At 72.2% G+C, this 5425-nt stretch carries 2 protein-coding genes; both read right to left on the bottom strand.

What is annotated here, in order from left to right:
* A partial coding sequence (locus A7A76_RS15575; protein ID WP_206412040.1) for a chemotaxis protein CheB occupies positions 1-2137 on the bottom strand: 2137 nt, incomplete at its 3' end.
* Positions 2130-5425 (bottom strand): response regulator (locus A7A76_RS26715; protein WP_206412039.1); only part of this gene is annotated, 3296 nt, incomplete at its 5' end. The genes A7A76_RS26715 and A7A76_RS15575, both read right to left, overlap by 8 nt.

The following is a 5425-nucleotide window of genomic DNA, read 5'->3' as shown; positions in this document are numbered from 1 at the left end:
CGGCCAGGTCCGCCGGCTGCCCGCCGAGCGCGCCGCGCGCGATCGCGGCGCTGGCCGCGGCGGCGTCGTAGCAGCCGTCCGGCGATTGTCCGGCGACCAGCGCGCCCTGCGCGGCCAGGGCCATCGCTTCGTCCACCTGCGCCGCTTCGGCGCCGCTGAACAGCAGCACCGCGCTGTCGCCGGCGGGCAGCGCGGACAACACGTCGGCGCCCTCGGCGAACTGGATGCCGCTGTCGGACACCTCGATGCCCAGCCCCGCCGGCAGGATGTAGATCACGCCCTCGATGGTGCGCGCGCCGGCTTCGGCCAGCTTCACCAGCACCGGGGTGGCGCGCTGCATCTGCGCGACCAGCTTGTCGTAGCGGCCGCCGTCCAGGCGCTGTTGCACCAGCACCGGACGGTCGAAGTTCTCCGGCAGCGCGCCGAGCAGCTGGCGCACGGCGTCCGGGCCGCCGATGCCGGCTAGCACCAGCACGGCGCCGCCGCGACCGCCGGCCGCGGCGGCGGCCGGCGCGTCTTCGACCAGTTCCAGGCTGGAGATGCGGCGCTCGATGTCTTCCAGGTCGTGGCGCGGCGGCGGCGGCGCGTGCGCGCCGCTCTGGCCGGTCGCGGCCTCGACCAGGCTGGTTTCGTCGGCGAACGACCAGTCCGGCACCGACGGCGCCGCCGGCGCTTGCGCCTTGGGCTGCAGCGGGGCGGCTTCGTCGCTGGCGAAATCCAGGGTGGTTTCGAACTGCGTGGGGTCGAACTGCGGGACCGGCGGCGGCGCGGGCGCGCGGCCTGCGTCGGCGTCGTGCGGCGCGTCGTGCGGGGCGTCGGGCTCGCGGGTCGCGAACGCGGCGTCGAGGTCGACCAGTTCGCGCACCTGGCCCGGTGCCGGCGCGCGCCACATTTCCAGGTCGCCGAGGCCGGCCTCGTCGAGCGGCGGCAGCGCGGCGGCGTCGCCGTCGGCCTGCCAGTCGTGGGCCTGCGCGTCGTAGGGGCGCGCTTCGCCGGGAACCTGGTTCGAGTAATCCTCGGCTTCCAGGCTCAGGTTGGAGAAATCGAAATCGTCGCCGCCGCGCGGCTGCGGCGCTTCCGGCTCCAGGCCCAGGGCCTGGCGGGCGAAGAACTCGCGCGCCTCGTCGGGCAGTTGCGGCGGCTGCGTCAGCACGCGATCGCCGGCCGAACCGATCGGCGCGACGCGGTCGAGCTCGCCCAGCGATTCGCCGCCGAACGACAGCGGATCGGCCGGCGCCTCGGCCGAGACCGGATCGAAGCTGACGTGCGGCGCGGGCGCCGGCGGCAGTTCTGCTTCGGTCTCGTCGTAGGCCGGCAGCGCTTCGACGGCTTCGATTTCCTCGATCTCGCCGAAGTCGGCGGCGTCGAAGGCAGCGGCGTCGAAGGCGGGATGGGACGCGTCGGTGCGCTGCGGCGCGACGGCCGGCGCGTCCAGGCCGATCGAATCGAGGCCGGCGCGGTCGAGCTCGCCCGCATCCAGGGTTTCGGCCGCGGCGGCGATGTCGCCGGTCGCCTCGAGGTCGATGAAGCTCAGATCCTGGCCGGCTTCGGGCGCTTCGGCCTCGGCGGCGAAGTCGAGGGTGTAGTCGCCGGCATCGGCCGCGGCGTCGTGCGCGGACGGCTGCGCGGGAACGGCAGGCGCGGCGGGCTCGGCCGCGCCCGGACGCGCGAACGCCAGCACGTTGTCGCCTGCCACCGGCTCCTGCGCCAGCGGCGACCCTTCGTGGACCGGCTTGTGGAAACCGTCGGCCTGCAAGGTCGGCGGCGCCTGCGGCTCGGGCTCGCGGCCCGGCGGCAGCACGTCGTCGTGGCGATGCAGCTTGGCGCTGAGGTGGCGCGCCCAGCGCGCCGCATCCCAGCCTTCGCGCGCGGCGGCCAGCTCGGCCTCCTCGAAGATCACTTCGATCGACGGATCGACCAGCAGGTTCTCGAACCGGTCCAGCGCGTCCTCGGAGGCCGGATCGAGCACGACCACGACCACGTCGGGATCGGCCGCGTCCAGCGCCTTGGGATCGAGCACGGTCGGATCGCCTTCCAGCACCAACTGCGCGCCGGCCTCGGCCAGCGCTCCGCGCAGGCGCTCGCAGGCCACGCCCGCGCGCGCCAGCAACACTACACGACGATCGCCGTCAGACATGGGGACGCGCGATTCCCAGCAATTCGAATACGTTGCGGATCAATTCCGGCTCCTGGTAAGGCTTGCCGAGATAGCGTTCGACGCCGATCTCGAACGCGCGCTGGCGGTGCTTCTCGCCGCTGCGCGAGGTGATCATCACGATCGGCACATGGCGCAGGATCGGATCGGCCTTCATCTGGGTGGCCAATTCGTAACCGTCCATGCGCGGCATCTCGATGTCGAGCAGCATCAGGTCGGGCACACGCTCGGCCATGCGCTCCAGCGCGTCGATGCCGTCCTTCGCCGTGGCGACTTCGAAATTGTGTCGCTCCAGCACGCGGCCGGTGACCTTGCGCATCGTGACCGAGTCGTCGACCACCATCACCAGCGGCACCTTGCGCGCTTCCATCTGCATCGTCGGCGGCGGCGCGCTCTGGGCGAAGTCCAGCAGCTGCGCGGTGCGGCGGCGCACCAGCGGGGCGACGTCGAGGATCACCACCACGCGGCCGTCGCCCATGATGGTCGCGCCGAAGATGCCCGGCACCGACGCGATCTGCGGACCGACCGGCTTGACCACGATTTCGCGGTTGCCGATGACCTGGTCCACCGACACCGCCGCGCGCAGGTCGCCCGAGCGGATCAGCAGCAGCGGCATCTGCAACTGGCCTTCGGCCTTGGCCGGCGCGTGGCCGACCAGCACGCCGAGGTCGTGGACGTGGTAGTCCTCGCCGCCGTAGCGGTAGGCCACGTCGCCCTGGTCGAGCAGGTCGCGCGACAGGCGGCCGACGCCGCGCACCGAGGCGATCGGCACGGCGAAGGTGGTGTCGCCGATGCGCACGAACACCGCCTGGGTGACCGCGAGCGTCTGCGGCAGGCGCAGGGTGAAGCGCACGCCCTGGCCGGGCGTGGACTGGATGTCGAGCGCGCCGCCGAGCTGGCGCACTTCGCTGGCGACCACGTCCATGCCGACGCCGCGGCCGGCCAGGCGGCTGACCTCGTCGGCGGTAGAGAAGCCCGGCTCCAGGATCAGCATGTCCAGGTCGGAATCGGACAGCACCGCGTCGCTGCGCACCAGCCCGCGCTCTTCGCCGCGGCGGCGGATCGCCGCGCGGTCCAGGCCGGCGCCGTCGTCGGCGACTTCCAGCACCACTTCCGAACCTTCGCGGCGCACCGCGATGCGCACCGTGCCTTCGTCGCCCTTGCCCGAGGCGCGGCGCTTGGCCGGGGTTTCCAGGCCGTGCGCGACCGCGTTGCGCAGCATGTGTTCCAGCGGCGCGGTCATGCGCTCCAGAACGTTGCGGTCGAGTTCGCCCTGGGTGCCTTCCAGCTTCAGCGCGACCTGCTTGCCCAGTTCGCTCGAGGCCTGGCGGACCACGCGGCGCAGGCGCGGCAGCAGCGTATCGAACGGCACCATGCGCGTGCGCATGAGGCCTTCCTGCAGCTCCGAGCTCACGCGCGACTGCTGCAGCAGCAGGGTTTCGTACTGGCGGGTCAGATCGTCGAGGGTGATCTGCAGGCTGTTCTGGTCGGCGGCCGATTCGGCCAGCGCGCGCGAGAGCTGCTGCAGGGTCGAGAAACGGTCGAGTTCCAGCGGGTCGAAGGAATGCTCGGCCGAGTCGCCTTCGCGCTGGTAGCGCGCGATGATCTGCGCTTCGGTCTCGATTTCCAGGCGGCGCAGCTGGTCGCGCATGCGCAGGTTGGTCTGGGCCATTTCCGCGATCGCGCCGCGGAACGCGCCCAGCTGCTGCTCCAGGCGGGCGCGGTAGATCGCGACCTCGCCGGCGTAGTTGACCAGACGGTCGAGCAGGTCGGCGCGGATGCGCACCTGTTCCTGCGGCGCGCGCACGCCGATGTCGTCGTCTTCGCCCAGCGGCTGCTCGAGGATCGGCGCCGACAGCGGCTTGAGGCCGTTCTCGTCGACTTCGGGTTGCGCGGGCGCGGCCGTCGCGGCGGCGGTGTCGCCGGCGTCGATCGTGAGTTCGCCGCGCGAGCGCGCGTCGAACATCGCGATCAGCTCGGTCGGCATGGCGATGGCCTTGCGCTGGCCGACCCGGGTGACCATCGCGTGCAGGCGGTCGAAGCCGCGCTCGAGCAGGGCGACGCTGTCGCGGCCCAGTTCGGTGCGGTGGTCGACCACCGCTTCCAGCAGCGATTCCATGACGTGGCCGAGCTCGCCCACGGCCATGATGCCGGCCATGCGCGCGCCGCCCTTGAGGGTGTGCAGGTCGCGCTGCATGCCGACCAGCAACTCGCGCTCGCCCGGCGTTTCGCGCAGCTGCGCGAGCAGGCCGTCGGAATGGTCGAGCAGGTCGCCGCCTTCTTCGACGAAGATGTCGACCAGTTCGGGATCGAGCTCGCTCAGGTCCAGCGCTTCGTCCGGATCCGGATCGGCGTTGGCGGCCTTGGCGAACGCGGCGGCCAGCGCGGCGGACACGCCGGCGATGTTGGAGCCGGCCACGGCAGCGCCGGTCGCGGCGGCCGCGGGTTCGGCTTCGTCGTTGGCGGCGGTATCGGCCGGCTGCGCGTCCACGCGCATGCCGTCGAAGTTCGCCGGTTCCTCGCTGTGCTCCCGGGCCAGGCGCTCGGCGGCGTAATCGGCTTCGAGGCGTTCGTATTCCAGGCGTTCGGCTTCGGCCTGTTCGGCGGCGAGGCGTTCGGCTTCCAGGCGCCCGGCTTCGGCTTGTTCGGCGGCGAGGCGTTCGGCCTCCAGGCGCTCGGTTTCGGCTTGCTCGGCGGCGAGGCGTTCGGCTTCCAGGCGCTCGGTTTCGGCCTGCTCGGCCGCGAGGCGTTCGGCTTCCAGGCGTTCCGCTTCGGCCTGCTCGGCGGCGCGGCGTTCGGCTTCCAGGCGCTCGGTTTCGGCCTGTTCGGCAGCAACGCGCTCGGCTTCCAGGCGCTCGGCTTCAGCACGTTCGGCCGCCAGACGTTCGGCTTCGGCCTCGGCGGCGTACTGCGCCTCCAGGCGCTCGTACTCCAGGCGCTCCTCTTCGGCCAGACGCTCGGCTTCCAGGCGTTCGGCTTCGGCACGTTCTGCTTCAGCCTGCTCGGCCGCGACGCGTTCGGCTTCCAGACGCTCCGCTTCGGCTTGCTCGGCAGCGGCGCGTTCGGCTTCCAGACGTTCCGCTTCGGCCTTCTCGGCCGCGAGGCGTTCGGCTTCCAGACGTTCCGCTTCGGCTTGCTCGGCCGCGACGCGTTCGGCTTCCACACGCTCCGCTTCGACCTGCTCGGCGGCGAGGCGTTCGGCTTCCAGGCGTTCCGCTTCGGCCTGTTCGGCGGCGAGGCGTTCGGCTTCCAGACGTTCCGCTTCGGCCT

This window comes from Lysobacter enzymogenes, from assembly GCF_017168095.1.
GTDB classification, from domain to species: domain Bacteria; phylum Pseudomonadota; class Gammaproteobacteria; order Xanthomonadales; family Xanthomonadaceae; genus Lysobacter; species Lysobacter enzymogenes_D.
Note: the sequence above shows the minus strand (reverse complement) of the source record. Positions and strands in the feature narration are given on the sequence as shown.